This is a genomic window from Phycicoccus sp. M110.8 (genome assembly GCF_032464895.1).
Classification (GTDB): domain Bacteria; phylum Actinomycetota; class Actinomycetes; order Actinomycetales; family Dermatophilaceae; genus Pedococcus.
In genome coordinates, this window is record NZ_JAWDIC010000002.1 from 284,900 (window position 1) to 310,187 (window position 25,288).

Below are 25,288 nucleotides of genomic sequence, written 5' to 3' on the forward strand. Positions count from 1 at the left end.
AGTGCTGGACGGGACTGCTCACGGGAGCGGGATGCTCCACATGCCCCGGCCGTGCGTGGCGGCGTACAGGTCGCCGTCGGGTGCCACCTCGAGGTCCATGACCACGGTGGTGGGCAGCCCGGTGCCGAGCACCTGCCAGGACGTCGCACCGGGAGCCCGGTAGAACGTCGTCAGGTCGGTGCCCAGGACGAGCCCGCCGTTGGACAGCCGCTTGACCGAGCTGGCCGGCACGTCGGGCAGGTTGCCGCTGATGTCGGTCCAGTGCTCACCGCCGTCGGTCGTCTCGTAGACGTGGCCGACACCGGCGCCCGGGCCCTCGGTGAACCGGCGCGAGAAGCCGTTGATCGCGGCGTACGCGTGGTTGCCGTTGGCCGGGTCCACGGCCAGGCCCTGGACGAAGCGGTTCGGGAACGAGGAGTCCAGCGTCAGCTGGTGCCACGTGCCGCCGGCGTTGGTGGCGATGCCGCGGGCGAAGCCGGCGTTGTTGCACGGGCCGCACCAGGAGACGTATGCGGCGCCGTTGACCATGGCGACCGCCGTGGCCGAGTGGCCCGCACCCAGGTCGAACTGCTTCTTCATGACGCTGGAGTCACGGGCCTTCCACACGTTCGAGGCCGTCCAGACGTACTCGCCACCGAAGATGGCGTTGTCCGGGTTGGCCCCGTCCAGGCCCATCGGGGCGATGAAGCGCGGGTTCGGGTCGCCCGGGTCGAGCGACCACGACGTCGCCGTGGCAGTGCTCGTGGCACCCGGGTTCTGCGCGCAGTTGTTGGTCACGTAGACCGACAGGTAGACGTACTCCTGCAGCTGGTTGCAGCCGTTGCGCGGGTCGGCCGCGCCGTCACCACCGTCACCACCGAAGTTGGAACCCATCTCCGTGTCGCCGTTGGTGCCGTCGGGGGCCACCTTGCGCAGGTTGGACACGCCGTTGTCCTGCAGGCCGCCGGAGACCACCATGCCCGTGCCGGACGGGTCCTTGCCCACGGACGAGGAGTAGTACTGCAGCGCGCCCAGGGTGCCGTCGCGGGAGACGGAGACCAGGTCGGTGGCGTTGCCGTTGGCGTTGACGGCGCCGTTGACCGGACGCCGGTAGACGCCGCCGTCGTTGCCGAAGAAGACGACGGGCTTGCCGCCGGCCGACCCGACGGTCACCGAGTGCTGGTCAGGGTGACCGGCGAGCGGGCACGTGTTGCTCGCGTCATTGATGCTCCAGCACGGGAACGTGAAGTTCCAGTACGGGGAGACAGCCGACCAGTGCGAACCGGCGTCCTTGGTCTCGAAGACCTCCTCGAGCCCGGCCCAGACGTGGTTGGAGTTCGCGGGGTCGACCTGGAGGAACTGGTTGTACCAGGCCTGCACGCCGACGGCGTAGCCCTTGCGGTCCAGCGCCGAGCCGCTGTTGTGCAGCTGGGCGGAGTCCGCGATCTTGTTCCACGGACCGTTCGGCGAGCCCGTCTTGGAGACGAAGATGCCGGCCAGCGAGGAGGACGAGGCGATCTTGCTCGGCTGCTGCACCATCGCGTAAAGGCGGTCGCCGGTCTTGCTGAAGGCGAACGTCGTGTAGCCCACGTCGTTGGTGTTCGTGATGCCGCCGAGGGTCACCGAGAGCTTGTGCCAGCTCGACGGGCCCTGGGTGAAGTCGTTGGTCTCGTAGAACCCGTTGTAGGTGTCACCCGAGCGCCAGCCGATGGCCGCGACGACGTGCTTGGGGTTCTTCGGGTCGACCGCGATGTCGTTGACGATGTTCTTGTACGCGGCGTTGGTCGCGCCGGACGAGGTGTCGCCCGACCAGTTCGACCCGGCCGGCACGAGCACCTTGCCCGCGTCGTCCTTGATCTCCGGCATCCACGACATGTTGGGCGCGAAGCCGAAGTTCCAGTCCCCTGCTGCCGTGCCGGCCGCGTGGTACCAGATGCCGCGGTTGGTCGCGGCGAAGACGGTCGAGCCGCCAGAGCGGACACGCCCGATCGTGGTCGACTCCAGCTCCTTGCCGCCGACCCGGTCGGACGGGCTGAAGGTGCCCGTGGCCGGGTTGGCCAGCCGGTAGACGCCGGCCCCGACGTAGGACGTGCCGCCGGTGTTCGCCTCGCCCGTGGCGAACCACAGCGAGCCGTCGCTGGTCGCGAGCTGCAGGTCGCCACCGCTCAGGGAGGGCAGCGCGTCGGCGATCCGCGTCCAGGCGCCGCCACCTGTGGACGAGCGCCAGACGCCGCCGTCGGCGCCGGCGGCATACACATGGTTGGCGTTGTCGGCGGCCAGGCCGGTGACGCGGCCCGTGGCGTAGCCGGCACCGCCGGAGGAGTTCGAGTACCAGTCGCGGTAGCGCGGGTCGTCCTCGTTGTAGGGCACCTTGGTGACCTCGTGCCAGGTGCCGCTGGTGCGGGGCATGGACGACAGCTGCGCGAACGCGTTGCCGTAGGCCCCGGGCGCGACGATGCCGGGAGCGGTCCGCGCCTGCGCGAACTGCTCCTCGATGGTCACGGCCTCCTTGGACTCGTTCTGGGCCTCGGTGGGGTTGCCCCCGGCGATCATGAGCGCCTTCTCCATGACGGCGCCGTTGTAGTGGCGGTCGCGCCACTGGTACTTCAGCCAGGCCTCGTTGAGCTCGTGCCGGCCGGCGTAGCCGGCGGTACCGGCTGCGACGACGGCGGCTGCGGCCGCTCCGGCGAGGACCCTGCGCGTTCGGGGTGACAGAGACGTCATCCAAACTCCTCCGGGTGATGATGGGTGGCCCCGGTTCGGGCCTGCCCAAGCATCAGGGCTCATCAGCCGAACGGCCCATGACAAATGTCATGGGCCACGGACGAGATCGCCCCCTCACCAGCGGCGTTTGTCCGCAGAGGTGGCAGTTGGGTGCCAGCGGCTGTGCGCGGGCACCCTCGACTGGCACGATCCGGTCACCGTGCGCCGGGAGGACGGCGGAGCGAGGAGTCGCTGCCGCGGGCCTCAGCCGGCGCGGTGGCGCCCGGTGTCCTCGGGCGTTCCGCTGCTGCCGATGGACCCGACCGAGTCGGTGACCTTGTCCTTGGCGGTGCTGAGCGCGTCGCCGGTCTTCTCCAGGGCGCTCTCGGTCTTCTCCCGGGCCTTGTCCTTGGCCGCGGAGATCAGCTCCTCGCCCTGGGGCGTGAGCAGGTCGCGGCCCTCGCGTCGCGCGGGGATGGCCACCACGGCGACCACGGCAACCGCGAGCGCGACGCAGACGAGCATGCCGATGATGAGGGCGACCATGCCTCAAGAGTGCCCCTGCGCACGGCATACCTCAAATCCACCCGTCCCGGACGGCGTGGCGCGCCCCGTCAGGCGCTCTGGGCAGCCACGTCCCTGATGCGCTGCGACACCACAGTGGTCACACCGTCCCCACGCATCGACACACCGTAGAGGGCGTCGGCGACCTCCATGGTGCGCTTCTGGTGGGTGATGACGATCAGCTGGCTGGAGTCGCGCAGCTCCTCGAACAGGGTGATGAGGCGGCCCAGGTTGGCGTCGTCGAGGGCGGCCTCGACCTCGTCCATGATGTAGAAGGGGCTGGGCCGGGCCTTGAAGATCGAGACGAGCAGCGCCACGGCGACGAGCGAGCGCTCGCCACCGGAGAGCAGCGAGAGCCGCTTGATCTTCTTGCCCGGAGGTCGCGCCTCGACCTCGATGCCGGTCGTGAGCATGTTGGACGGGTCGGTGAGCGTGAGCCGCCCCTCACCGCCGGGGAACAGACGCCCGAAGACCTGCTCGAACTGCGCCGCCGTGTCGTGGTACGCCTCGGTGAAGACCCGCTCCACCCGCTCGTCGACCTCGCGGACGATGTCGAGCAGGTCGCGCTTGGACTTCTTGAGGTCCTCGAGCTGCTCGGTGAGGAACTTGTGCCGCTCCTCCAGCGCCGCGAACTCCTCCAGCGCCAGCGGGTTGACCCGCCCGAGGGCGTTCAGCGCCCGCTCGGCCTTGCGCAGCCGCTTCTCCTGCACGTCACGGACGAACGGCGCCGGCTCGGGCAGGGCGTCCGGGTCGTCGTCGGGGCCGGGCACGTGGGGCACCATCTGGTGCGGGCCGAAGTCCTCCATGAGCACCTCGGGGTCGATCCCGAGCTCCTCGACGGCCTTGGCCTGCATCGCCTCGATCCGCAGCCGCTGCTGGGTGCGGGCCACCTCGTCGCGGTGGACGGTGTCGGTGAGATCGCGCAGCTCGTCCTGCAGGGCGGCGACGGCGCGGCGGACCTCGGCGAGGGCGGAGTCGCGCTCGGTGCGCTCCTGCTCGGCGCGGGTCCGCCGCTCGGCCGCGGTCTCGAGGGCAGTCGTGACGAGCGTGACCGCGTATGCCGCCCCACCCCGGACCGCCTCGGCCACCGTGGCCTCGCGCTTGCGCCGCTCCTGCCGGGCTGCCAGCCGCTGGCGGGCGGCGAGCTCGTTGCGGGCAGCACCCTCGAGGGAGTCGGCGCGGCCCTTGAGGGCCCGGGCCCGCTCCTCCTTGGTGCGCAGCGTCAACCGCAGCTCGGTCTCACCGGTGCGAGCCCGGCTCGCCTCGAGCTCGAGGCGGTCGCGCTCGTCGGTGCTGGGGTCGTCGGCCTCGGTGGGCTCGGCGCCGGCCTCCTCGAGCCGCTCGGTGAGGGCGGCGAGCTCGGCACGGTCGGCCTCGAGGGTCGCCTCCACGTCGGCGATCGCGCGCTCGGTGCGCTCGGACTCCGCGCGGGCGGACCGGACGGTCGCGCCGAGGTGGCCGAGCCGCTCGGCGACCGCCGCCATCTTGGCGTCGGACTCGTGCAGCGCCTCCAGCGCGGCCTCGACCTCCTCGGTCGCGGCCCGGTGGCGCTCCTGCGCGGCCGTGAGGGCGAACCGCGCCTGCTCGCCCCGACGCGTCGCCTCGGCCACGCGGTCGCGGGTCTCGTCGACGGCCGACTGGATCTCGATCAGGCTGGGCGCACTCGAGGAACCGCCGCGGACGAAGCCCGGCGCGAAGACGTCGCCCTCGGCGGTCACGGCGGTGACGCCCTGACCGCGGGAGACGAGCGCGGTGGCCTGGGCCGCGTCGGCCACGAGGGCGACCCGGTCGAGCAGCTGCTCGACCGCCGGACGGACCGTGGCAGGCGCGTCGACGACCTCGCGGGCCCAGACGGCGCCGTCCTCGAGGGCCGGCCAGCTCGACGGGTCGGAGGCGGCGGCGGTCTGCCCGACGAGGAACGCCGCGCGTCCGGCGTCGTCCTGGCGAAGCGTCTGGAGGGCGGCTGCCGCGTTGTCCACGGACTCGACCGCGAGCGCGTCGCCGGCCCAGCCGAGGGCTGCGGCGACGGCGGCTTCGTGGCCACCGCGCACCTGGAGCAGGGAGGCCACGGAGCCGACGATGCCGTGCCGGGAGTCGGCGGCGGCGAGCAGCGTGGCCGCGCCGTCCTTGCGCGAGAGGCTGAGCTCGAGGGCCTCGAGCCGTGCGCTGGCGGTGGTGCGGTCGCGCTCGGCGGTGCGCTCGGCCTCACGCAGCCGCTCGACCTCGGCCTCGACCTCCTCCAGGGCCGCGGCGGCGGTCTCGTAGGTCGAGTCCAGGCCCTCCTCGCCCTCCTCCTCGACGGCGATCGAGGCCTCGAGGGTGGAGAACTCCTTCTCGGCGGCGCGGGCCCGCTCCTGCGACTGCTCGACGACGCCGCGCAGCCGGCCGATCTCGGCCTCCCCGGCCTCGATGCGGCTCTTGCGCGCGCCGACCTGGCCGGCGAGCTTGGCCAGCCCCTCGCGGCGGTCCGCGGCCGCGCGGGCGAGGCGCTGCAGGCGCTGCTGCTCCGCGGCATACGCCCGCTCCAGCTCCTCGCGGGCGGACACGGCGGACTGGAGCGCGTCCTTGGCCTCGCGCACCTCGGCGAGCAGCGACTCCTCCTGGCGGCGGGCCTCGGCGGCCTGCGCGCGCAGCTCCTCGGGGTCGCGGCCGGTGGTCTGCTCGTCGGCGGTGTCCTGGCTGAGCAGGCGCACACGCTCGGCGGCGAGCGACTCGGTCGAGGTGAGCTTGTCGCGCAGCTGCTGCAGGGCGAACCAGCGCTCCTGGGCGCGGGACAGCTCGGGGGCGGCGTCGGCGGCCTGCTGCTCGAGCGTGGCGAGGCGGCTGCGCTGCTCGGCCAGGCCCTCCTCGACCTCCGTGCGCTTGGCGATCAGGGCGGTCTCGTCGGCGACCTCCTGCTCGAGCGTCGAGGTCAGCTGGACGAGGTCGTCGGCCAGCAGGCGCAGGCGGGCGTCGCGGGCATCGGCCTGGATGACCGCGGCCCGGCGGGCTGCCTCGGCCTGGCGGCCCAGCGGCCCGAGCTGACGGCGGATCTCGCCCGTGAGGTCGCTGACCCGGGTGAGGTTGGCCTCCATCGCCTCGAGCTTGCGCAGCGCCTTCTCCTTGCGCTTGCGGTGCTTGAGGACCCCCGCGGCCTCCTCGATGAAGCCGCGTCGCTCCTCGGGCGTCGCGCGCAGGACGGTGTCGAGCTGGCCCTGGCCGACGATGACGTGCATCTCGCGGCCGATGCCGCTGTCGGACAGCAGCTCCTGGACGTCGAGCAGCCGGCAGGAGGTGCCGTTGATGGCGTACTCCGAGCCACCGTTGCGGAACATCGTCCGGCTGATGGTGACCTCGGTGTAGTCGATCGGCAGCGCGCCGTCGGTGTTGTCGATGGTCAGGGCGACCTCGGCGCGGCCCAGCGGCGCGCGGCCGGCGGTCCCGGCGAAGATGACGTCCTCCATCTTGCCGCCGCGCAGGCTCTTGGCTCCCTGCTCCCCCATCACCCACGCGAGCGCGTCGACGACGTTGGACTTGCCGGAGCCGTTGGGGCCGACGATGCAGGTGATGCCCGGCTCGAGCCGCATCGAGGTCGCCGAGGCGAAGGACTTGAAGCCCTTGAGGGTGAGGCTCTTGACGTACACGAGCGGCGTGGCTCCCGGGGAAGGCTGCGGGTGGTCGGACGGGGTCGGATCGGGGGCCACCCTACCCGCGGGCACGACGAGGGCCGTGGACCTTCCGTCGACCTGCGTTGCCTGTGCCTGCTGTGACGCAATTGACGCCGCGTCGGCGCGTTGCGTCCGCCGAAGTCCCAGACCTCGGTTCTCCGGGCCCTGGGATGACCCGAAGTCCCGGACTTCGGAGCGGCAGACCCCGTGGGTGCCGAAGTCCCAGACCTCTGGGACCTCTGGGCGGGACGCAGGTTAGTCGGAGGCGGCGATGGCCTCGTGGTGGTGGATCACCTCGGCGATGACGAAGTTGAGGAACTTCTCGGCGAAGGTCGGGTCGAGTCCCGCCTCGTCGGCCAGGGCGCGCAGCCGCGCGATCTGGCGCTCCTCGCGCGAGGGGTCGGCCGGCGGCATACCGGTGCGCGCCTTGTACTCACCCACCTGCTGGGTGCACTTGAAGCGCTCGGCGAGCAGGTGCACGAGGGCGGCGTCGATGTTGTCGATGCTGGCGCGCAGCCGCACCAGCTCGGCGGGTGTCTCCGGGTCGGTCGGGACGGGTGAGGTCACCCGGCAATCGTAGGCACGGCAGCGCCCACGACGTCCGGCTGTCTCACGTCCTCACGGACGCGGTCGCCCTCACGCACGCGGTCGTTGTCGCGCAGGCGGTCGTTGTCGCGCTGCAACGCCTCGACGAGGTGCTCGAGGTCGCGGACCCTGCGACGCAGCTCGATGGTCTCGAGCACCAGCCGTGGCTCGTTCGCCACGCGGTAGCCCACGAGGGCCTTGGCCATGGTCGACTCCTTCTCCGCAGGCGGCGGGGGTTCGCGAGCTGCGGCCCGGCCCGAGCGGCCCACCCCCCACGGGGCGACCGGGGCCATCTCTCAGGGTGGCAGGCAGTCCGGTGCGGGTCAATGGCGTCCGGTGTGCCCTTTTTGCCCGTGCGTCACTCCTCCACCACACCCGGACCCACGGGGGCCCCCGCGCCGGGGTCACTTCTCGACGAAGCCCTCGACCCCGTCGCGCGCGGCGCCCCAGGTGCACACGCAGGTGTGGACGTCGCCGGGGCGCAGCGCCTGGGACGGCTTCTCCTCCAGCAGGGTCACGAGCTCGCGGATCTTGGGCGGCGGCCCCTGCGCGACGATCTCCACCCGGCCGTCGCCGGCGTTGCGGGCGTGCCCGACCAGTCCCAGCTCCAGCGCGCGCGCCCGGGTCCACCACCGGAAGCCGACGCCCTGGACCCGTCCGTGCACCCAGATGACCGCCCGCGCCGGCTCGTTGTCGTCCATGACTCCAGTTGTACCTCCGCCGGAACCGGCTGTCAGGTGGAAGCCGCCCGGCCCCGGCCGGCCCTCGGCGAGCCACCCTGCGCGGCCCTTACGGCACCTGCCCGACCACCCCTGCCGGGGGCCGCGCGACGGGGCCGCGGCTGGCAGCGCGGGCAGGAGAAGGACGAGCGGTTCATGAACGCCTCGCGCCGGATGGGGGTGCCGCACCGGTCGCACGGCCGCCCCTCCTGGCCGTACGCGTGCAGCGACCGGTCGAAGTAGCCCGAGGCGCCGTTGACGTTGACGTACAGCGCGTCGAAGCTCGTGCCGCCCTGCAGCAGCGCCGCGGCCATGACGTCGCGGGCGTGGTCGAGGATCCCCGACAGGACCGGCTTGCTGAGCGACGAGCAGAGCCGCTCGCCGTGCACCTGGGCGCGCCAGAGGGCCTCGTCGGCGTAGATGTTGCCGATCCCGGCGACGAGGGTCTGGTCGAGCAGGGCGCGCTTGACCGCCACGTCCTTGGCCTTCATCCGGCGCACGACGGCCGCCTGGTCCCAGGCGGGCTCGAAGGGGTCGGGGGCGATGTGCGCGATCGTCTCCGGGACCAGGTCGCCGGTCAGCTCGGCCAGCGCCATGCCGCCGAAGGTCCGCTGGTCGACGAACCGCAGCTCGGGCCCGCCGTCGGTGAAGCGGAAGCGCGCGTGCAGGTGCTTCTCGTCGGGCGCGCCGGGGTCCTCGACCAGGAGCTGACCGCTCATCCCGAGGTGGGCGAGCAGCGCCTGCCGCTCCCCCTCCTGCGTCCGCAGGACGAGCCAGAGGTACTTGCCGCGGCGGCGGGCCGACTCGACGGTGTTGCCCGCGAGCCGCTCGCCGAGGTCGACGGGGCCGGCGAGGTGCCGGCGCGCGACGCGGGTGCCATGGAACGCAGCGGTCTCGATCGTGCGGCCGGCCACGTGGTCGGCCAGGCCACGACGGACCACCTCGACCTCGGGCAGCTCGGGCACGGCGGGAGTATGCCGGGTGCTCGCCTACGTGGGCGAGCCCACCGCGGCGTCGTCCTCGGCCGTGGCGTCACCGTCGCCGGTGTCACGCCTCTTGCCGGTCTCGCGACCGGCGGCGGCGCCGCCGGTGTCAGCGTCGCCGAGGTGGCCGGCGCGCGCGGACAGGGCACGCCAGGCGAGCTCGGCGGCCTTCTGCTCGGCCTCCTTCTTCGAGCGGCCGGTGCCCTCGCCGAGCACCTCGTCACCGACGACGGCGCGGGCGTGGAAGGTCTTCTCGTGGTCCGGGCCCTCCTCCTCGACGCGGTACTCGGGCACCCCGAGCGTCGAGGCGGCAGCCAGCTCCTGCAGGGACGTCTTCCAGTCCAGGCCGGCGCCGAGCGTGGCGGACTGCGCCATGAGCGGGTCGAGCAGGTGGTGCACGAGCGTGGCCGCGGCCTGCATCCCCGAGGACAGGTAGACGGTGCCGATGACGGCCTCCATCGTGTCGGCGAGGATCGAGGCCTTGTCGCGACCGCCGGTCGCCTCCTCGCCACGGCCGAGCAGGACGTGGTCGCCGAGGCCGAGGGTGCGGGCCACGTCGGCGAGCGCCCGCATGTTCACGACCGCCGCGCGCAGCTTGGCCAGCTGGCCCTCCGGCAGGTCGGGGTGCGTGGCGTAGAGCGTGTCCGTGACGACGAGGCCGAGGACCGAGTCACCGAGGAACTCGAGCCGCTCGTTGTTGGGCAGGCCCCCGTTCTCGTACGCGTAGGAGCGGTGCGTGAGGGCACGCAGAAGCAGCGACTCGTCGACGGGGCCGCCGCACACCTCGGCGAGGTGTGTGGCGAAGTCGTCGACGGGCCGCTGCGTCGCGTCGGTCCGCGGCGGTGCCGCCGCGGACCGTGGGGACCTCGCGTTCGTCAGGGAGCTCAGCCCTGGTGCTCGGTGCGCTCGGCCGGCGTGTAGTGACGACCCTTGTAGTAGCCGCAGGACGGGCACGCCTGGTGGGGCTGGGCCGGCGACTTGCACTGGGGGCACGTGGTGAGCGTGGTCGCCGTCGCCTTCCAGTTCGCACGACGCGAACGGGTGTTGGAGCGCGACATCTTCCGCTTCGGGACAGCCACGTCAGTTCCTCTTCTCTTCGGTGTCGGCGGACAGCGCCTGGAGCGCGGACCACCTCGGGTCGATCACTTCGTGGTGGTGGTCCGGGTCGTCCGCCAGGCGTGCTCCGCACTCGGAGCACAGACCCGGACAGTCCTCCCGGCACACCGGCTGGAACGGCAGCGAGGGCACCACTGCGTCCCGGAGCACCGGCTCGAGGTCGAACAGGTCTCCCTCGAGCGTGTACTCCTCGGTCTCGTCGTCGCCGGCCCCCACCTCACGGTGGTGGGCCGCACGGTCGGCGTAGGCGAACAGCTCCTGGAACCGCACGTCCACCGGGACGGCGACGGGGTCCAGGCACCGCACGCAGGCGCCGGTCGCGGTGGCGGTCGCCGAGCCGGTGACCAGCACGCCCTCCACGACGGACTCGAGCCGCAGGTCCAGCTCGACCGGGTCGCCCTGGGGCACCCCGATGACGTCCGTGCCGAGGTCGGCAGGTGCCTCGGCCGTACGCTGGACGAGCTCCATCGAACCGGGTCGCCGACCCAGGCTCTTGGTGTCGAAGACCAAGGGCGAGCGCGGGTCGAGGTGGTTCATGGCTCCAGCAGACGTCGAGGGCTCGGCTCACGCTCCGGACGAGACGCAGACCGACGCACGAGGTTACCGGAGCCCTGCCTGCTCGCCCAAATGCGCCTCGAGGGCACGACCGAGCACGCCCGCCATCGTGCGCACGTAGGTCGCCGTGAGGTGGTCCCCGGCCCGGTGGACGGTGACGTGCCCGATGGCCACGGGACAGCGCTGCGCCGGGCAGATCCAGTCGGTGAGGTCGAGCAGCTCGACCCCCGACGCCGCCGCCGCGGCGCGCTGCACCGGCAGCCCGCTGCCCTCGACCGCAGGCGCCCGGTCGAACGAGCACAGGCTCAGCCGGTGCGGGTGGCGGGCGGTGCAGACGTCGAGGTCGTCCGGGGACAGCGGGCTGTCGCCGAGGACGGCGAGCGGGACGCCGAGGTCGCGCACCTCCGACCAGCGGGCCGCGAGCCCGTCGACGAGCGCGTCGCGGCTGGGGCGCCTGCCGTCCCAGGCGGTGGTGGCGTAGCTCGACGTGAGCAGCAGGTCGGGTGGGTCGGCCCGGAGGCGCTGCATCACCCTGGCGTTCCAGGCGTCGCACTCCTCGTACGGCTCCCCCGCCTGCTGGGCGTTCCCGCGTGCGAACGCGCACGAGGACTTGCCGTAGGTCACGACGTGCCAGCCGTGGCGCGAGGCGAGCACCTGCACGGCCGGCAGCCACTGCATCGCCTTGGAGTCCCCGACGAGGGCGACCGTGCGGGCGCCTGCCGGGTCGCCGAAGTCGCACCGCACGGGCTCGCGGGCCAGGCGGTCGACCTGGCAGTGGTCGACGTCGGCCGCCGGCCGGTCCTTGCCGGCCAGTTGCGGGTCGGGGGTCAGCCACCCCCAGTCGTCGACGGCGAACCGGCTGGGGTCGCTCGTCGGCTCGGCTCCGAGGACCCCGGCACCGAGGGACTCGGGAGCGGGCACGGGTCCGGCCACCGGGGCGGTCCGGAAGGGCGACTGCACCCGCAGGAGCGGCACGGCCGCCAGTGCCCCGGTCAGCGAGAGCGCCAGGCCCAGGACCAGGACGGGACGCGTGCGGGTGGCCAGCACCCTGCTGTGGTGCACGGGCGCCTCGAGGAAGCGGTGGCCTGCCCACGCCGGGAGGAGCGAGGCGGCCACGACCGCGACCCGCACCCGCGGGTCGAGCCCGTCGGCCGCCCAGTCGGCGAGCACCACGGCGGGCCAGTGCCACAGGTAGATCGAGTACGACAGGCCGCCGACCCGGACCATCGGCGCGAGGCCGAGCACACGGACCGGCCCGGCGGGCACGCCCGCCCACCCGGCATACAGGACCGCGGCCGTGCCCAGCGTCGGCACCAGCGTCCACGGGCCGGGGGTGACCGCGTGCGGAGGGAGCCAGAACGCGCTGCCCAGGACGGCGACGAGTCCGACCCAGCCGATGGCGGCCGTCGTGCGCGCACCGGTGGGGGCGACTGGGCTCGCGGCCGGGTCTGCGCCCGGCTCTGCGTCCGGGGCCGGCAGCGTGGCCGGGCCCGGGTCCCGGTCGGCGCGCGCGTGCAGCCAGACCGCGAGGGCGGCACCGACCCCGAGCTCCCAGGCGCGGGTGGTGGTCACGAAGTACGCGCGTGACGGGTCCACTGCCCCGAGCCACACGGCATACGCGAAGGACGGCACCGCGATCGCGGCGAGCAGGCCGCCGACGGCAGCCGGCGAGGGCGCCCGCGGTGAGCGGCGCAGCCGGCGCACCGACCACGCGAGGGCGATGAGCGCGAGCGGCCAGACCACGTAGAACTGCTCCTCGACCGCCAGCGACCAGAAGTGCTGCACGGGCGAGGGCGTGCTGTCGGCGGCGAGGTAGTCGACGGCGCGGTGCGCGAGCACCCAGTTGACGACGTAGAGCGCGGCGCCCGCGACGTCGGTGCCGACCTCGCGGCGCCGCAGCCCGGGGACGACGAGGTATGCCACGGCGGCCGTGACCACGAGCACCAGGATCGCGGCGGGCAGCAGGCGACGGATGCGTCGGCCGACGAACCGGGCCCACGAGATGGTGCCGGTCGAGCCGAGCTCGCGGACGAGGATCCCGGTGATCAGGAAGCCGGAGATGACGAAGAAGACGTCGACGCCGAGGAAGCCGTTCGGGACCGGCAGGCCCGCGTGGTAGGCGAGGACGAGCAGGACGGCGACGGCCCGCAGCCCCTCGATGTCGGGCCGGAAGCCGTGCCCCCGTCGGGGTGCGGCGGTCAGGGCTCGCGCCTGCGCAGCCGGTCGACGAGGGCGTCGCGGACGGGGTCGGGCACCAGGCCGCTGACGTCGCCGCCGTAGCGGACGACCTCCTTGACCAGCGAGCTCGAGACGTGGCCGAACGCCGGGTCGCCGGGCAGGAAGACCGTCTCGACACCGGTGAGGTGCTTGTTCATCAGCGCCATCGGCAGCTCGTAGGCGAAGTCGGTGTCCCCGCGCAGCCCCTTGACGATGGTGGCGGCGTCGACGTCACGGCAGACGTCGACGAGCAGCCGGTCGGCGAAGACCTCGACGCGCACACCCGGGAGGTCGGCGCACGCGTCCGCGAGCAGCTCGCGCCGCTCGTCGGGGGTGAAGACCCCCTGCTTGGCGGGGTTGTGCAGCACGGCGACGACGACCTCGTCCCACAGCGCAGCCGCACGACGGATGACGTCGAGGTGGCCGGCGGTGACGGGGTCGTACGAGCCGGGGCAGACGCACCGGCGCGGGCTGGGGCTGGTCACACCGGAACGCTAGCAGCGGCGGCCGGTCTGGCCGGCCGCCGCTGCGTCGTCGCGGACCCGGCGGCACGCGCTCGCCGGGTCACTCGGTCGTCCTCGCCGAGGCGGTCAGTCGTCCTCGTCGTCCTCGTCGTCGGCGGGCAGCAGCCCCTCGTCGTGGGCGCGCTCGACGATCCGGCGGACGTTGGCCTCGCTGCCGCAGTCCTCGTCGAGGAGCTCGTTGCGGCGCTGGGCCCAGGCGACGCCGAGCTCCTGGCGCACGGTCTCGGACACGTCGGTGCGGGCGGGGTTGAGGATGGTCTGCTCCTCCTCGCCGATGTGGTGGTTGAGCGCGGTGGCCAGGTCCTCGACCGCGTCGTCGAACTTCTGCGTGTCGGTGCCCTTGCACTCCAGCAGCGCGAGCAGCACCTCGTTGCCCTCGGCGTGCTCCTCCTCGCCGTGCTCCGCCTCGTGCTCGTCGATCGCGTCCTTGCGGCGCAGGGTCGTGTAGACCTTCTCCTCCTCGGCCTCGCCGTGGGCGATGAGCACCGCGGACAGGGCGGCCCGGGCGGCCTCGCGGTCGGCGGTGGCGTCGCGCAGCTCGCGCAGCAGGCTCTCGAACAGCCGGTGGTCGTCGAGGATCAGCTCCACCACGTCACCCTCGATCGGGCGCGGGATCTCATATCGCGTCATGGGCCAACCCTCTCCCACCTGCGTCTTCGCCGCCCGCCGGGGACGACCTCCCGCTGGCGTCCCACCCAGCGGACGCCCGGTTTGTCCCCTCGGCCGGGCTGCGACACGGTGGAGAGGTCCTGACCTCCATCGCAAGGAGAGCTCATGCTCACCCTGACCGAGAACGCCAGCACGATCGTCAAGACCCTCGTCGAGCAGAACCTCCCCACCGACGAGGCCGGCCTGCGCTTCAGCCACGAGGGTGCCAACTCCGGCGCGCTGACCGTCACCACCGCCGAGGCCGCCGAGCCCGGTGACGCCGTCGTCGAGCGCGACGGTGCCAAGGTCTTCCTCGACGAGACGGCCGCGGTCGCCCTCGGCGACCAGGTGCTCGACGCCACCGTCGACGAGGCCGGGAGCGTGCAGTTCAGCATCGCCCCCGCCGACGGAGCGGCCCCGCCGACGGTCTGAGCCGCCACCTCTCGCGCACAGAAGGGGCCCGACCGCTGCTGCGGTGGGGCCCCTTCGTCGTGCCTGCGCCAGAGGTGCGTCAGGCGGGGCCACGGTCAGGCGACGCCCTCGGGGTGCCGCGGGCCGGCGAACCAGACCTTGGTCTCGCCGTAACGCCGCTCCCCCTCGGGCTCCCAGTCCGCGGGCCAGCGCGGCTCGGGCGAGCGGGACGAGCGCTCGACGACGACCAGGGCGTCGGGCGCGAGCCAGCCGTGCTCGGCGAGGAGGGCGAGGTCACCGGCCAGCGCCTCCTCGGGAAGGTCGTACGGCGGGTCGCTGAAGACCAGGGTGCAGGGGGTGGACGGCGGCGCCGCCAGCGTGCGGGCCACCGTGGCGTGGCGGACCGACGTGCCCGGTATGCCGAGTGCCGCCACATTGCGCCGTGCGACCGCCGCAGCGGCGCGGTCCGACTCGACGAGGAGCACCGACGCGGCCCCACGGCTGGCCGCCTCGAGGCCGAGGGCACCGGACCCGGCATACAGGTCGAGCACGTGGGCTCCACGCAGGACGTCGAGGTGCTCGAGGCGGGAGAACAGCGCCTCGCGCACCCGGTCGCTCGTGGGGCGGGTGCCCTGGCCCGGCGGGGTGGCGATCCGCTGGCCGCCGGCCCGGCCGCTGATGATGCGCGTCACGGCGGCACCGTAGCGCGCCGGCTGCCCCCGGTCTTCGAGCGATCGCGGCGGTGGGAGCCGCCGCGACCGCTCACGGACCTGGGGCTCAGGACGTGCGCACCTCGCTCTGGCGCTCGAGGGCCTCGAGGAGCATGGCCGCGACCTCGTCCGGGCGCTCGAGCGAGGGCAGGTGGCCGGCCCAGGGCAGCTCGACGTGCTCGGCACCGGGCACCTGCGTGGCCAGGACGGTGGCGACCTCGCCGAAGTGGGCGAGGTCCAGCGCCCCCGAGACGACGAGGGTGGGGGCAGCCAGTCGTGACGGGTCGACCTCCACCCGCTCCGGCTGCGGGCCCGGCTCGAGCGCGTCGGCGGCGAGCTGCACCGCGAAGGACCTGCGCTGCATCTGCGCCACGCGGTCCGCGGTCGCCTCGTCGGCGTCCGGCCCGAGGAAGGTGCGGACGTTGAGCTGCACCGCCCCCTCGACGTCACCGGCCTCGAGCAGCCGGTCCTCCTCGGCGCCGAAGGCCTGCAGCTCCTCGTCGGGGTCCACGCCGCGGTATGCCGGGCAGAGCAGGACGAGGGAGGACACGCGGCCGGGGTGCCGGGTGGCGAGCTCCATGGCGACCCGGCCGCCGTAGGACGACCCCACGACCGCAGCCTCGGCGACGCCGAGCGAGTCGAGCAGCGCGGCGAGGTCGTCGGCGTCGGCATACACCTCACCCGGCAGGGGGCTGTCCCCGAAGCCGCGCAGGTCGGGCCGCACCACCCGGTGGGCGCGGGTCAGCGCGGGCAGGAGTGGCTGCCACATCCGGCGGTCGCAGACCCCGGAGTGCAGCAGGAGGACGGCCGGGCCGTCACCGTCGACGTCATGGGCGAGGATCACGGCGGGGAGCCTAGGCCCGCGGGCGCTGGTCCCACGAACCCATTTCCGCGCGCTCCAGCTCCAGGCACCCAGGTCTGCGCACAGACGAGCGTGTGAGTGCGCAGAGAGCAGATCCGTGCGTAGTGGGACGGAGGTCTGTGCGCCGACGAGCGTGCATGGCCGGGGGGCCGGCTGGGAAGGGGCCGGGTCAGCCGCGCTCGAGGAAGGCGGCCTGCTGCTCGTCCACCTGCTCGGCGACGGCGGCCGCGAGGTCGGGGTGGGCGGCCAGCTCGGGGTCCGCGGCGACGAGCGCGGTGGCGTCCTCGCGGGCCTGGTCGACCAGCGCCTCGTCGCGCAGGATCGACAGCCACTCCAGCGAGTTGCGCCCGCCGGACTGCCGGGCACCGAGCACGTCGCCCTCGCGCCGCTGCTCGAGGTCGAGCCGGGCGAGCTCGAACCCGTCGGTCGTCCCGGCCACCGCCTGCAGGCGGACGAGGGCCGACTCGGCGTCGGTGCTCGTGAACAGCAGGCACAGGCCGGCGTGCTGCCCGCGGCCCACGCGTCCGCGCAGCTGGTGCAGCTGGGAGACCCCGAACCGGTCGGCGTCCATGACCACCATGACCGTGGCGTTGGGCACGTCGACGCCGACCTCGATCACCGTGGTCGAGACGAGCAGGTCGACCTCGCCGCGGTTGAACCGCGCCATCACGGCGTCCTTGGCCTCCGGCGGCATCCGCCCGTGCAGGACCTCGATGGTGAGGCCGGCGAGCGCCGGTGTCTCGCGCAGGGTGGCCTCCACGGCATACACGCTCGCGAGCTCGCGCGGGGCCTCGACGGGGTTGCCCTCCTCGTCGACCTCCTGCGGCAGGAAGGGCTCGTCCTCGACGCCCTTGTCGTCGCCGCCGATCCGCGGGCAGACGACGTAGGCCTGCCGGCCGGCCCGCACCTCTTCGGCGATGCGCTCCCAGGTGCGCTCGACCCAGCGGGCGTTGTCGCCGGGCACGACGTGCGTCGCGATCGGCGAACGGCCGCGCGGGAGCTCGCTCAGGGTCGAGGTCTCGAGGTCGCCGAACACGGTCATGGCGACGGTGCGCGGGATCGGCGTCGCGGTCATCACGAGGACATGGGGCGGCTGGTTCCCCTTCTCCCGCAAGGCATCTCGCTGCTCGACCCCGAATCGGTGCTGCTCGTCGACGACGACGAGGGCGAGGTCGAAGAAGGACACGTTCTGCTGGATGAGCGCGTGCGTGCCGACGACGATCCCGGCGTCGCCGGAGGCCGCGTCGAGCAGTGCCTGCTTGCGCGCAGCGGTCGACTGCGAGCCGGTCAGCAGCGTGACGCGGGTGCCGATGTCGCTGCCGCCGAGCATCCCTCCCTCGGCGAGGTCGCCGAGCATCGCCGTGATCGACCGGTGGTGCTGGGCGGCCAAGACCTCGGTCGGGGCGAGCAGGGCCGCCTGCCCGCCCGCGTCGACGGCGGCCAGCATCGCCCGCAGCGCGATGACGGTCTTGCCGGAGCCGACCTCGCCCAAGAGCAGCCGGTGCATCGGGGTGTCGCGCGCCATCTCCTCGGCGAGCACCTCCCCCACCTCGCGCTGGCCGGCGGTGAGCTCGAACGGCAGCCGCGCGTCGAACGCCGCGAGCAGCCCGCCCTCGCGCGGGCGCCGGGCCAGCGTCTTCTCCTGCGCCTGCCGGTGCCGCCGTTGGGCCAGCACGGTCTGCAGGACCAGCGCCTCCTCGTACCGCAGCCGCTTGCGCGCCCGCTCCACCTCCGGCCAGCCGCTGGGCTGGTGGATGCCGCGCAGCGCCTCCAGCCGCGACGGCAGCCCGCGCGCGGCGGCGAGGTCGGCCGGGACGACGTCGACGACCGAGTCGAGCTGGTCGAAGACGAGGTTGAGGCTGTCGATGACGGTCCAGTTCTGGACCTTGGGCACCTGCAGGTAGATCGGCAGCAGCCGTCGGCGCGCGTCGAGGCCGTCGGAGTCCGGCGGCAGGATCTGGTAGTCGGGGTGGGTGAGCTGCCAGGTCCGGCCGTAGCGGCCCACCTTGCCGGCGAAGATCGCTCGCGCGCCCGGGACGAGGCGGCCCTCGTGCCCGTACGGCTTGAAGAAGGTCACCTCCATGTCGTTGGTGCCGTCGGTGATCGTGGCGGTGAGGATGCGGCCCCGGCGGTTGCGCATCGGGCGCGTGACGGCGTCGCGGACGTCGGCCACCACGACGACGTACTCGCCCTCGTGCAGGCTCGTCAGGTCGGCGTCGAAGCTGGTGTAGCGCCGCGGCCAGAACCGCAGCAGGTCGCCCACGGTGTGCAGGTCGCGGCCGGCGGCCAGCTTGGGGGCCGCGCTCGAGACGACCGAGCGCAGGTTCGTGCTCTCGTCGACCACGCCTACTCGACTCCCAGCAGCAGCGGGTAGTGGGGCTGACCGCCCTCGATCACCTGGACGTCGAGGTCCCGCTGGGCCTGGCGCACCCGCTGGCCCACGGCCTCACCCAGGCCCTCCGGGGCGCCCTCCCCCGTCACCACCGTGACGATCTCGCCGCCGCTGGACAGCAGCCGCGTGAGCACCTCGACCCCCACCGCCTCGAGGTCGTCGCCCACCACGACGACGTCGCCCGACACCGCCCCCAGGACGTCGCCCGGGGCGCACGGGCCGGCACTGGTGAGCGCCTCCTTGCTGGCGACGGCGACCGCGCCGTGCCGGGTCGCCGCGGCCGCGTGGCCCATCTCCGAGGCGTTGCGGGCGGCGCTCGCCGTGGCCTCCCAGACCGCCATCGCGGCCAGCCCCTGCACCGCCGTGCGCGAGCGGACGACGTGGACCTCCACACCGTCGGCCTCCGCCGCCCGGGCGGCCGCGTGCGCCGCCATCTCGGTGTCGCGGTCGTTGGGGAGCATCAGGACCGACGGGGCGCCGGTGGCGCGCACCGCGTCGAGCAGCTGGCCCGCCGAGGCGCGCCGGCCGGGGCCGCTGGCCACCACCACGGCGCCGGCCGCCTCGAACACGGTGGCCAGGCCCGGCCCGGCCGCACACGCGACGACGGCGACGCCCGTGACGTGGCGCTCCCGGCGCGCCGCCTGGTCGGCGAAGTGCGTGACCCGCACCCGGAACGGCCGGCCCGCGTCGATCCCCGCCTCGAGCGCGGCCCCGACGTCGTCGACGTGGACGTGGACGTTCCACAGCTCGGGACCACCGACGACGAGCAGCGAGTCGCCGAGGGCGTCGAGGGTCGTGCGCAGCGTGGCCGCGCGGCCCTCGTCGCTGTCGCGCAGCAGGTACATCACCTCGTATGCCGGTCCGCCCTCGACGAGGTCGCCGTCACCGGTGGACGACCCGCCGTGCGAGCCCACCGGCTCGACCACCCCGCCGTTGCTGCGGGTCCAGTCCTCCCGTCGGCGCAGGGTCTGGTCCTCGGTGAACGGCTCGACCCGCTCGCCGACCTGGGTGGCGTCCTGGTGCACGACCCGGGCGAGGGCCTCGAGCATGAGCACGTACCCCGCGGCCCCGGCGTCCACGACCCCGGCACGGGCGAGGGCCGGGAGCTGCTCGGTCGTCTTGCGGAGCGCGACGGTGGCGGCGTCGAGGGCGGCCTCGGCGACCGCCGCGAGGCCGTCGTCCACCGGCTCGGCTCCCGCCAGGGCCGCCGCGTGCGCGACGGTGAGGATCGTCCCCTCGGCGGGGTGCATGACGCTGGCGCGGGCCCGGTCGCTGGCCCGGGCGAGGCCGTCGGCCATCACGGACGCGTCGGCTGTCTCGACGCCCCGCTCGGCGATCGCCTCGGCGAACCCGCGCACGAGCTGGCTGAGGATGACGCCGGAGTTGCCCCGCGCGGTGAGCAGCATCGCGTGCGCGAGGTCGCCGCACTCCTGCTCGAGCGAGGCCTCGCCGAGGATGCCGGCCCGCTCGTGCTCGGTGCGGACGGCGTCGAGCGCGGCGTCCAGGGTGAGGTAGAGGTTGGTACCCGTGTCGCCGTCGGGGACGGGGAAGACGTTGAGCGCGTCGATCTCGGCACGCCGGGCGGCGAAGGCGGCCCGGGTGAGCACAGCCCACCGCCGGGCATCGGCGGCGGTGAGGGCATCGAGCACGGTGGCAGGCTAACGTCAGGGGCCGTCGGCGAGGCGGCCATCGGCGCCGTTTTGGTCGATGAGCCACCGCTCGGCTACGCTTGACCGGTTCCCGTGAACCTCTCCGTCGCTGGCTCCTGCCCGCGGTGGATCACGGGGCGCCCCGAGTTTGTACGCATCGAACCAGGAGAACACCCGTGGCTGCCAACTGCGACGTCTGCGGCAAGGGACCGGGCTTCGGTCACAACATCTCGCACTCGCACCGCCGCACCAAGCGTCGTTGGAACCCCAACATCCAGCGCGTGAAGGCTCTGGTGGGCGACGCGGGCGTGACCCCGAAGCGTCTCAACGTCTGCACCTCGTGCCTGAAGGCCGGCAAGGTCAAGCGCTGACCCAGCCTCCCGGCACACGCACTCGAAGCCGATCTCCCCACGGGGAGGTCGGCTTCGGTCGTTGACGGGGCCTCGACGCCGGACCACACGGCCGCGACCTGCTCCGGCTTCCCGCGGCTTTGGGGGTGCAGGAGTGACCCATCGGCCACTCCTGCACCCCCAAAGCCCGGGGAGTCCCGTGCCGGGCAGGTCGCTCAGCCGGCGAAGTGGTCCCAGCCGCGGGGCTGCTGGGGCTCACCGTCGAGGGTGACGCCCTCGCCCTCCTCGACCCGGCCCAGCGCCCGCCACCCCGGCGGCAGCTCACCGCCGAACGTCGCGAGCAGGCTGTGCTCCTCCCCACCGGCGAGCACGCACTCGAGCGCCCCGTCGCCGACCACCTCGCGCAGCACGTCCACGTCGGGCGCCAAAAGCGCCGAGTCGAGGGCCACCCGCACCCCGCTGGCCGCTGCCAGCCGGGACCCGTCACGCAGCAGCCCGTCCGACACGTCGAGCATCGCCGTCGCCCCGCTCGCCGCAGCCCGGGGGCCGGCCGCCAGCGGCGTCGTCGGCCGCAGGTGGTGCGCGACGCACTCGGCAGCGGTGCCGCTCCACCCCTCTGCCTCGCGAGTGGCGTGGCCCCGGCCCCCGGCGCCGGCCTCGCCCCGGGCAGCGTCGCCCCGAACAGCCTCGTCCCTGACAGCCCCGGCCCGGAGCAGCTCCAGGCCTGCTGCCGAGCGCCCCAGCGTGCCGCAGACGGCGACCACGTCACCGGGGCGGGCGCCCGAGCGCAGGACGGGGCGGCCCGGCAGGTCCCCCAGCGCCGTTACGGCGACCGCGAGGACCCCCGCGGGCGCGGACGACAGGTCGCCACCTGCCACGGCGACCCCCGCCTCCGCGGCCCGGGCGCCCAGCTCCCGGGCGAAGTCGAGCACCCAGTCCACCTCCACGGCCGGGTCCGCCATGAGTGCGACGAGCACGGCCGTCGGCCGGCCGCCCATCGCGGCGACGTCGGCGAGGTTCTGGGTGAGCGCCTTGGCCGCGACGTCGGCCCCGCTGGACCACTCGTCCACCCAGTCGCGCCCACGGACCATCGTGTCGGTCGTGGCGACCGTCCGGCTCCCCGTGGCGAGGACGGCCGCGTCGTCCCCCGGGCCCACCGGCATACCCGGCCCGCCGGTGAAGAACGGGAAGATCTCGGCCAGCAGGGCACCCTCGGACACCTGCGCGAGCGTGCGCGCCTGGTCGGGCACGGCGTGACCTCCTCGTGACGGGTCCTGGGGAGACGGGTGGGACACGGGCACGGTAGCGTCTGGGTCACCGTGGCGCCCCGCCGCGGCAGGTTCTCTCGGGACGCCTCCGTCCCGGCCAACCAGGAAGAAGAGGTGTCACGTGGTGGTCCAGGCCTACATCCTGATCCAGACCGAGGTCGGCAAGGCGGCGACAGTGGCCGAGGCCATCGCAGGCATCGCCGGTGTGGTGCTGGCCGAGGACGTCACCGGCCCCTACGACGTGATCGCCCGCGTCGAGGCCAACACCGTCGACGAGCTGGGCAAGCTCGTCATCGCCAAGATCCAGGACGTCGCGGGCATCACCCGCACCCTGACCTGCACCGTCGTCCACGTCTGACGTGCGCCGCGCCGCGCGTCGGCGCGCGCTCCTCGCAGCCGCCGGCCTCCTGATCCTCGGGACGGCCGGCGCTGTCGTGTATGCCGTGTGGCCGCGCGGCGTCGACGTGGCCGTCCCCGGCTATGCCGGCACCGGCTGCGACGCCGCCTCCGGGGCGTGGCCGAAGCGCGTGGCCGGGCGCGACCGCGTGGACACCTCCCCGGCGTCCGCCCGGACCCGCGCGTGGGGCGACCCTGCCGTCGTCGCCCGGTGCGGCCTGCCCGCGCTCGGCCCGACGACCGACGAGTGCCTCGACGTCGACGGCGTGGGCTGGGTGGTCGAGCGGCTGTCCGACGGCGCCCGCTTCACGACGTTCGGCACGGACCCTGCGATCGAGGTCCTGGTCCCCAGCGCCTACGCCCCCGAACCGCTCCTCCTGCCTGCGTTCGGCCCCGCCGCGAAGGCCCTGCCCCAGAACGGCCGCCACTGCTCCTGACGGCCCGCCGTCACCCTTCCCTAACTTGTTGCCAGCAGGTGGTCATGCGGGAGCTGGATCGGCGTCCCCGTGACCACCACGTGGCAACACGTGGGCAGCGTTGCCGGTCGGCGACGGGCTAGCGGAGTCCGACGGGGCGCTCGAGCGCGAGCTGGATCAGCTCGTCGATGAGGTCGCGGTAGGACAGGCCGGTCGCCTCCCACATCTGCGGGTACATCGAGTGCGGCGTGAACCCCGGCATCGTGTTGATCTCGTTGACGACGACGTCACCGGCGTCCGTGTAGAAGCAGTCGACCCGGGCCAGCCCCTCGCACCCGAGCGCCTCGAACGCGGCGGCGGCCAGCCGCTGCACCTCCTTGGACACGGTGTCGGGCACGTCCGCCGGGCACGACAGCACGGCCCCGTCGTCGAGGTACTTCGCCTCGAAGTCGTAGAACTCGTGGCCGCCCTCGGCGGTCACCGCGATCTCCCCGACGTGCGAGACCCGCGGCCCGTCGGTGCCGCGTCCCTGGAGCACGGCGCACTCGATCTCGCGGCCGACGATCCCCTGCTCGACGACGACCTTGCGGTCGTGCTGGCGCGCGATCTCGATGGCGCCCTCGAGCGCCTCGGGGTCGGACACCTTGGAGATGCCCATGCTCGACCCGGCGCGGGCCGGCTTCACGAAGACGGGGTACTTCAGCGCCGCCACGGCCTCCATGGCGGCCGCCTTGTCGCGGCGCCACTGCACGTCGGTGACCACCACATACGGCCCGACGGGAAGCCCGGCGCCCGCGAAGAGCACCTTCATGTAGTGCTTGTCCATGCCGGCGGCCGAGGCGAGGACGCCCGACCCGACGTAGCGGATGTCGGCCATCTCGAGCATGCCCTGGATGGTGCCGTCCTCGCCGAACGGCCCGTGCAGCAGCGGGAACACCACGTCGACCTCGCCCAGGTCGCGCGGGATCTCCTGCGCCTCGAACGTGGTCAGGGTGCGGTTGGTCGTGGACAGCGGCACGACGACGCCGGCGCCGCTGTCGTGGGCCACCTCGGGGGTGGCCGTGGCGGTGAGCTCGAGCCGGGAGGGGTCCCCGTCGGAGAGCACCCAGTGGCCCTCACGGGAGATGCCGATCGGGATGACGTCGTACGCGTCGCGGTCGATCGCGCGCATGACGCCCGCGGCCGTGGCGCACGAGACCGCGTGCTCCGAGGAGCGACCGCCGAAGACGATGGCGACGCGCGGCTTGCGGGGCGTGGGCTGGTCGGTGCTCATCGCCGACGAGCGTATCCCGCCCGGTGGCCCGCGCCGTCACCCGCCGCGCCTCACGCCTACGCTGGCCGCGTGACCTCCCACGACCTGCCCGACGTGCCCAAGCCCGCAGCGGACGTCGCCGCCCACGACGACCTGTCCCCGGCCTCGCGCGTGGTGGCGCTCGGGCGCCCGGCTCGCGTCCCGGGTGCCGGCGTGAGCCCTCCGCTGGAGCTCTCCTCGACGTATGCCGCGGGCGGCCCGCAGGGGTACGCCCGGGGCGGCAACCCCACGTGGTCGGCGTTCGAGGAGGCCCTCGGCAGCCTCGAGGGCGGCGATGCGCTGGTCTTCGCATCCGGCATGGCCGCGGTGAGTGCCGCCCTGTCCCTCGCGCCCCACGGCAGCCCCGTCGTCGCCTCGAAGACCGCGTACAACGGCACCGTGGCCTCGCTGCTCGACGCCGAGCGCGACGGTAGCCACGAGGTGCGCTGGGTCGACCTCACCGACACGGCCGCCGTGGTGGCCGCGCTCGACGGCGCGGCCATGGTCTGGCTGGAGTCGCCGAGCAACCCGCTCCTGGAGGTGGCCGACCTGCCCGCCATCGCAGCCGCCGCCCGCGAGCGCGGCGTGCTGTCCGTGTGCGACAACACGTTCGCCACTCCCCTGGGCCAGCAACCGCTGTCCTTCGGCGTCGACGTCGTAGTGCACTCGGTGACCAAGTACCTCAGCGGCCACAGCGACCTCATCCTCGGCGCCACCGTCACCGCCTCCACCGAGGCCGGCACCGCCCTGCACGACCGCCTCGCGCACCACCGCCTCCTCGGCGGCGGCATCGCCGGGCCGATGGAGACGTGGCTCGCCCTGCGGGGGCTGCGCACCCTGCACGTGCGGCTCGAGCGCGCCACCGCGAATGCCGCGGCGCTGGCCGAGCGGCTCCACGGCCACCCGTCCGTGGAGCGGGTCCGCTACCCCGGCTTCGGGGCGATGGTGTCCCTCGAGGTCGTGGGTGGACCCGAGGCCGCCGAGCGCGTCGCCGACGCCGTGCACCTGTGGAGCCACTCGACCAGCCTCGGCGGCGTGGAGTCCCAGGTCGAGCGTCGTCGGCGGCACGTCCTGGAGCCCGAGACCACCCCGGAGAACCTGCTGCGCCTGTCGGTCGGCATCGAGGACGTCGAGGACCTCTGGCGCGACCTCGACCAGGCCCTCCGCCACGCCTGACCCCTGAGCCAGCATGACCCTGGGCCGCATCCGAGCCGGGGTGGCGGGCAGCCCCGCGGAGCCGCCATCCCCACCACGTCATGCCACCTGACCGCGGTCAAGCGCTGCACATGCGCGGCCACGTGGC

24 protein-coding genes are annotated in these 25,288 nt (G+C 73.8%); 5 read left to right on the forward strand and 19 right to left on the reverse strand.

Annotation, left to right across the window (positions count from 1 at the left end; translation table 11 throughout):
- Positions 1 to 18: 18 nt before the first annotated feature.
- The 13 genes from RKE38_RS12845 to RKE38_RS12905 form a co-directional block, all read right to left on the reverse strand.
- Complete coding sequence (locus RKE38_RS12845; RefSeq protein ID WP_316007883.1) at positions 19 to 2,703, reverse strand: hypothetical protein; 2,685 nt, start codon at positions 2,701 to 2,703, stop codon at positions 19 to 21.
- A 243-nt stretch (positions 2,704 to 2,946) separates the two neighbouring features.
- A complete protein-coding gene (locus RKE38_RS12850) occupies positions 2,947 to 3,228 on the reverse strand; it encodes a hypothetical protein (protein ID WP_316007884.1) in 282 nt (93 codons plus the stop codon).
- Between the two features lie 68 nt (positions 3,229 to 3,296).
- Entirely contained in the window at positions 3,297 to 6,869 is a 3,573-nt protein-coding gene (gene smc, locus RKE38_RS12855; RefSeq protein WP_316007885.1) for a chromosome segregation protein SMC, read from the reverse strand.
- 279 nt (positions 6,870 to 7,148) lie between these two features.
- Positions 7,149 to 7,460, reverse strand: a complete 312-nt coding sequence (locus RKE38_RS12860) for a chorismate mutase (RefSeq protein WP_316007886.1) — start codon at positions 7,458 to 7,460, stop codon at positions 7,149 to 7,151.
- A complete protein-coding gene (locus RKE38_RS12865) occupies positions 7,457 to 7,684 on the reverse strand; it encodes a hypothetical protein (protein ID WP_316007887.1) in 228 nt (75 codons plus the stop codon). The genes RKE38_RS12860 and RKE38_RS12865 overlap by 4 nt, the downstream gene beginning before the upstream one ends.
- Before the next feature lie 198 nt (positions 7,685 to 7,882).
- Positions 7,883 to 8,179 (reverse strand): acylphosphatase, encoded by a 297-nt coding sequence (locus RKE38_RS12870; protein WP_316007888.1) that lies wholly within the window; start codon positions 8,177 to 8,179, stop codon positions 7,883 to 7,885.
- Positions 8,180 to 8,211: 32 nt separating this feature from the next.
- On the reverse strand, positions 8,212 to 9,162 hold the full coding sequence (mutM, locus tag RKE38_RS12875) for a bifunctional DNA-formamidopyrimidine glycosylase/DNA-(apurinic or apyrimidinic site) lyase (RefSeq protein WP_316007889.1): 951 nt from the start codon (positions 9,160 to 9,162) through the stop codon (positions 8,212 to 8,214).
- Positions 9,163 to 9,186: 24 nt separating this feature from the next.
- Positions 9,187 to 9,963 (reverse strand): ribonuclease III, encoded by a 777-nt coding sequence (gene rnc, locus RKE38_RS12880; RefSeq protein WP_316007890.1) that lies wholly within the window; start codon positions 9,961 to 9,963, stop codon positions 9,187 to 9,189.
- A gap of 101 nt (positions 9,964 to 10,064) precedes the next feature.
- Positions 10,065 to 10,259, reverse strand: a complete 195-nt coding sequence (gene rpmF, locus RKE38_RS12885) for a 50S ribosomal protein L32 (RefSeq protein ID WP_316007891.1) — start codon at positions 10,257 to 10,259, stop codon at positions 10,065 to 10,067.
- Between the two features lies 1 nt (position 10,260).
- Positions 10,261 to 10,833 carry a YceD family protein gene (locus RKE38_RS12890; RefSeq protein WP_316007892.1) on the reverse strand — a complete coding sequence of 191 codons (573 nt, stop codon included), beginning with the start codon at positions 10,831 to 10,833 and terminating at the stop codon, positions 10,261 to 10,263.
- 63 nt (positions 10,834 to 10,896) lie between these two features.
- Positions 10,897 to 13,053, reverse strand: coding sequence for an acyltransferase family protein (locus RKE38_RS12895; protein ID WP_316007967.1), 2,157 nt, complete (start codon positions 13,051 to 13,053; stop codon positions 10,897 to 10,899).
- A complete protein-coding gene (gene coaD / locus RKE38_RS12900; protein ID WP_316007893.1) occupies positions 13,050 to 13,553 on the reverse strand; it encodes a pantetheine-phosphate adenylyltransferase in 504 nt (167 codons plus the stop codon). Before coaD ends, RKE38_RS12895 begins: the two co-directional genes overlap by 4 nt.
- Positions 13,554 to 13,658: 105 nt before the next feature.
- Positions 13,659 to 14,222 carry a hemerythrin domain-containing protein gene (locus tag RKE38_RS12905; RefSeq protein WP_316007894.1) on the reverse strand — a complete coding sequence of 188 codons (564 nt, stop codon included), beginning with the start codon at positions 14,220 to 14,222 and terminating at the stop codon, positions 13,659 to 13,661.
- A 144-nt stretch (positions 14,223 to 14,366) separates the two neighbouring features.
- On the opposite strand from RKE38_RS12905, the gene RKE38_RS12910 reads away from it, so the two are divergent.
- Complete coding sequence (locus RKE38_RS12910; RefSeq protein ID WP_316007895.1) at positions 14,367 to 14,672, forward strand: hypothetical protein; 306 nt, start codon at positions 14,367 to 14,369, stop codon at positions 14,670 to 14,672.
- A gap of 95 nt (positions 14,673 to 14,767) precedes the next feature.
- On the opposite strand, the gene rsmD is transcribed toward RKE38_RS12910, so the two are convergent.
- From rsmD to RKE38_RS12930, 4 genes are all read right to left on the reverse strand, one after another.
- The gene (gene rsmD, locus RKE38_RS12915) at positions 14,768 to 15,343 is read right to left on the reverse strand and encodes a 16S rRNA (guanine(966)-N(2))-methyltransferase RsmD (protein ID WP_316007896.1); all 576 of its coding nucleotides are present in this window, start codon (positions 15,341 to 15,343) and stop codon (positions 14,768 to 14,770) included.
- Between the two features lie 85 nt (positions 15,344 to 15,428).
- Positions 15,429 to 16,205, reverse strand: coding sequence for an alpha/beta fold hydrolase (locus RKE38_RS12920; protein WP_316007897.1), 777 nt, complete (start codon positions 16,203 to 16,205; stop codon positions 15,429 to 15,431).
- A 187-nt stretch (positions 16,206 to 16,392) separates the two neighbouring features.
- Positions 16,393 to 18,567, reverse strand: coding sequence for an ATP-dependent DNA helicase RecG (locus RKE38_RS12925; RefSeq protein ID WP_316007898.1), 2,175 nt, complete (start codon positions 18,565 to 18,567; stop codon positions 16,393 to 16,395).
- Between the two features lie 2 nt (positions 18,568 to 18,569).
- Positions 18,570 to 20,264, reverse strand: coding sequence for a DAK2 domain-containing protein (locus tag RKE38_RS12930; protein WP_316007899.1), 1,695 nt, complete (start codon positions 20,262 to 20,264; stop codon positions 18,570 to 18,572).
- A 176-nt stretch (positions 20,265 to 20,440) separates the two neighbouring features.
- Between RKE38_RS12930 and rpmB the strand changes: the two genes are divergently transcribed.
- A complete protein-coding gene (gene rpmB / locus RKE38_RS12935; protein WP_056922510.1) occupies positions 20,441 to 20,635 on the forward strand; it encodes a 50S ribosomal protein L28 in 195 nt (64 codons plus the stop codon).
- Positions 20,636 to 20,829: 194 nt separating this feature from the next.
- Here the strand turns inward: rpmB and thiL are convergent, their stop codons facing one another.
- On the reverse strand, positions 20,830 to 21,864 hold the full coding sequence (gene thiL / locus RKE38_RS12940; protein ID WP_316007900.1) for a thiamine-phosphate kinase: 1,035 nt from the start codon (positions 21,862 to 21,864) through the stop codon (positions 20,830 to 20,832).
- A 142-nt stretch (positions 21,865 to 22,006) separates the two neighbouring features.
- Here thiL and RKE38_RS12945 point away from each other — a divergent pair, with 142 nt between their 5' ends.
- On the forward strand, positions 22,007 to 22,240 hold the full coding sequence (locus RKE38_RS12945; protein ID WP_310155252.1) for an Lrp/AsnC family transcriptional regulator: 234 nt from the start codon (positions 22,007 to 22,009) through the stop codon (positions 22,238 to 22,240).
- 1 nt (position 22,241) lies between these two features.
- Entirely contained in the window at positions 22,242 to 22,715 is a 474-nt protein-coding gene (locus RKE38_RS12950; protein WP_316007901.1) for a DUF3515 family protein, read from the forward strand.
- A 118-nt stretch (positions 22,716 to 22,833) separates the two neighbouring features.
- On the opposite strand, the gene RKE38_RS12955 is transcribed toward RKE38_RS12950, so the two are convergent.
- A complete protein-coding gene (locus RKE38_RS12955) occupies positions 22,834 to 23,967 on the reverse strand; it encodes a D-alanine--D-alanine ligase family protein (RefSeq protein ID WP_316007902.1) in 1,134 nt (377 codons plus the stop codon).
- 69 nt (positions 23,968 to 24,036) lie between these two features.
- On the opposite strand from RKE38_RS12955, the gene RKE38_RS12960 reads away from it, so the two are divergent.
- A complete protein-coding gene (locus RKE38_RS12960; RefSeq protein ID WP_410055461.1) occupies positions 24,037 to 25,161 on the forward strand; it encodes a trans-sulfuration enzyme family protein in 1,125 nt (374 codons plus the stop codon).
- Positions 25,162 to 25,288: the final 127 nt, after the last annotated feature.

Bases quoted from the DNA above. Each gene is read 5' to 3' on its own strand.
- RKE38_RS12845 (WP_316007883.1), bottom strand. From the start codon at position 2,703: ATGACGTCTCTGTCACCCCGAACGCGCAGGGTCCTCGCCGGAGCGGCC.
- RKE38_RS12850 (WP_316007884.1), bottom strand. From the start codon at position 3,228: ATGGTCGCCCTCATCATCGGCATGCTCGTCTGCGTCGCGCTCGCGGTT.
- RKE38_RS12865 (WP_316007887.1), bottom strand. From the start codon at position 7,684: ATGGCCAAGGCCCTCGTGGGCTACCGCGTGGCGAACGAGCCACGGCTG.
- RKE38_RS12870 (WP_316007888.1), bottom strand. From the start codon at position 8,179: ATGGACGACAACGAGCCGGCGCGGGCGGTCATCTGGGTGCACGGACGG.
- RKE38_RS12890 (WP_316007892.1), bottom strand. From the start codon at position 10,833: ATGAACCACCTCGACCCGCGCTCGCCCTTGGTCTTCGACACCAAGAGC.
- RKE38_RS12905 (WP_316007894.1), bottom strand. From the start codon at position 14,222: ATGACGCGATATGAGATCCCGCGCCCGATCGAGGGTGACGTGGTGGAG.
- RKE38_RS12910 (WP_316007895.1), top strand. From the start codon at position 14,367: ATGCTCACCCTGACCGAGAACGCCAGCACGATCGTCAAGACCCTCGTC.
- RKE38_RS12955 (WP_316007902.1), bottom strand. From the start codon at position 23,967: ATGAGCACCGACCAGCCCACGCCCCGCAAGCCGCGCGTCGCCATCGTC.